Source organism: Streptomyces sp. NPDC007205, from assembly GCF_040634095.1.
In the GTDB taxonomy this organism is placed as follows: domain Bacteria; phylum Actinomycetota; class Actinomycetes; order Streptomycetales; family Streptomycetaceae; genus Streptomyces.
Genome location: NZ_JBEYEW010000152.1, coordinates 1 through 2224, shown reverse-complemented (window position 1 = coordinate 2224; position 2224 = coordinate 1). Strand labels below are relative to the sequence as shown.

Sequence of the window (2224 nt, the reverse complement as noted above, 5' to 3'; positions counted from 1 at the left end):
TCACCGTCGAGCCACCTCAACCTGGCCCCGCAGCGGCATAACGCGGTCACCGTCCGCTACCGCAGCCCTTGACAAACCTGATTGGGAATCACTGAGCGGATGCCCGGCGATGTGCTTGCTCAGGAAGTTGACCGAGTCGATGAGGCTCTGCACGTGATCGCTGCAGTGCGCATGCTCGCGCAGTCCACAACGGGCCTCATAGCGCGCATGTATGGACACGCGCCTGATGGCGTAGGCGACGTCCTTCGGCACAGCGGACATGAGCCGCTGCGCCTCCCACCGAGCGCAGCTGGCGGGCCAGCCGGTCGCACACGTCCTGCTCGAACCGCCACGTCGCCACGTCGGCGAGGTCACGGCCCGACTGGGGCTCCGGCGCATCCGGCTGCGGCCCTTTTCCGCTGCGTATCCGCTTGGCGGCACGCTTGAACCCTGCGCGGTCCTTCTCCACCTCCAGCAGGCGGTCGAGCAGGTTCCGTTGGAATTCGATCCCAGCCTCCGCTGTCTCGCAGTCGCGGAGCTGCTGAATGAGCTGAGCCAAGACCGGCTGCATCGCCTGATGGCGAGGGTGCACCATCATGTCGTCAGGGTCGTAGGCGTCGGCGTGGAACAAGCTCATCGCGCCAGTGTGACGATCATGATGGTTCCCCGCTGCTGTTTTCGGAGCCGCCGAAGCCATGTTCGAACCCTTTGAGCACGGGGTCGACTTCGGCCGCCGCACTACACAAAGAGCACAGCCGGATGCCGGGGTGCTCCGCCGCGTCCAGCGCCTTGTCCAGGACCAGCACCGGCGCCCCGGCGGGTGCTTCCTCGCAGTCGACGGCATGGATGATGCCGCGGCCGCGCTCCAGCTTCTGCAGCACCCAGCCCGACGGCCGGCGCGGCCCGAGGATCTCGCGCTCCGCCGGTGGTGGGGGCAGCCGGGTCGTGGGGACGTCGTCGTATGAGACGCCGGGCATGGGCTTCACATGGTCGGGGGCCTTCACCCACACCGTGTACCAGGGGGCTCCACCCGGCCTTCAGGCGTGTTCTGCCAGGCCGGGACGGCCACCTTGTACAGCCAGGCGTCCGGGACTTGCTGGCGCTCCGGGAGGCGGCCGGTGACCTCCTGGCCGTCGGGGACGACCACGATGATGGGCGGCGGCTCGTGCGGCGTGTCCGCCACGGTTACGCCGCCTCCTGGCCCTCGCCGTCCTCGCGTTCGACGGCGTGCTTGAGCGGGGACCGGGCATCGGCCCGCTCGGGTGCGTCGACCTTGCGCCAGAACGCGTGCGTGAGGATCACGGCAGTGAGATCGCGTTCCTCCTCCCGCAGCGCGGCGACCTCCTTCCGCTCCTGCTGCGACCAGCCCGGCGAGTCCGGATACGACGGGGACGTGGCGAGCCAGTAGCCGTCAGGGCGCTCCCATGCCTCCATCGGTTCCACGGAGTACGGCAGCGCCTTGACCAGGGCTTTGAGGCTGGCGCGCACCTCGTTCAAGGCCTGCTGAGCGTGGAGGAGATCCTCGGGTTAGGCGTACGTCGTCACGGCCCAACAGTAGTTCGACCCGCCGACAGTGCTGTCCGTGCGACGCCGGGGCGTGCTCGCCGTCATCTGTCCGCAGGTGACCTGACGGACGCTCTCCTCATGGATGATCAGCACGACTCGCAGCAGCCGGCCACGCGCCGGGGCAAGGTCCTGGACGCCCTCGTGCGGGCGGAGCGGAAGGTGTTCACCCGGCCCGCGCCGAAATCGGCAAAGGCTCAGATGGAATTCCTCTACACGCGGGCCAAGCGGTCCACGAAGGCCCTCGCCGAACGCCTGGGCGTCTCGGCCCGCACCGTGCAGCGCTACCGCGCCGGCCAGCTGAAGAAGCCCCAGAAGCGCCTCCAGGCCGCGCTGGTGGAGGAGACCGAATCCCAGTGGCAACCGCAGGTCAGGGCGCAGGCTCGGGAGCAGGCGGCGACCTCTGACGGCATGATGGTGAGCGTGGTCGCCTACTTCGGGTTCACCGCCTCGGGGTCCTCCGACGACGGCCGCGAGCGGCATATCACCACCCCGATCTCGCCCACCTACGCCGCGCAGATCCTTCAGCTTCAGGAGGCGGGTGCGACGGAGGAGGAGCTGCATCCGATCGTCGCTGAGGCCATCACTGAACCGTTTTCATCCTGAATATGTGCAGGTCATCAGGGTGTGGACGGCTTGAACTGCTGTGCTGATGCGGCGGGTGGAGCAGCGTGCTCGCCGT

3 protein-coding genes and 2 pseudogenes are annotated in these 2224 nt (G+C 68.3%); 1 reads left to right on the top strand and 4 read right to left on the bottom strand.

Going from position 1 to position 2224, the window contains the following annotated elements; genetic code table 11:
• Positions 1 to 196: 196 nt before the first annotated feature.
• The 3 genes and pseudogenes from ABZ624_RS42760 to ABZ624_RS42750 all read right to left on the bottom strand — a co-directional run bounded on the left by ABZ624_RS42760 (position 197) and on the right by ABZ624_RS42750 (position 1467).
• Entirely contained in the window at positions 197 to 616 is a 420-nt protein-coding gene (locus tag ABZ624_RS42760; RefSeq protein WP_360101104.1) for a hypothetical protein, read from the bottom strand.
• Positions 617 to 632: 16 nt separating this feature from the next.
• Positions 633 to 1162: pseudogene (locus tag ABZ624_RS42755) on the bottom strand (DUF6233 domain-containing protein).
• 2 nt (positions 1163 to 1164) lie between these two features.
• Positions 1165 to 1467, bottom strand: a complete 303-nt coding sequence (locus tag ABZ624_RS42750) for a nucleic acid-binding protein (protein WP_360101107.1) — start codon at positions 1465 to 1467, stop codon at positions 1165 to 1167.
• A 156-nt stretch (positions 1468 to 1623) separates the two neighbouring features.
• Here ABZ624_RS42750 and ABZ624_RS42745 point away from each other — a divergent pair, with 156 nt between their 5' ends.
• Positions 1624 to 2148, top strand: a complete 525-nt coding sequence (locus tag ABZ624_RS42745; protein WP_360101101.1) for a terminal protein — start codon at positions 1624 to 1626, stop codon at positions 2146 to 2148.
• Here the strand turns inward: ABZ624_RS42745 and ABZ624_RS42740 are convergent.
• A pseudogene (locus ABZ624_RS42740) lies at positions 2140 to 2224 on the bottom strand (IS5/IS1182 family transposase); the annotation flags it as partial. The gene ABZ624_RS42745 and the pseudogene ABZ624_RS42740 sit on opposite strands and share 9 nt — an antisense overlap.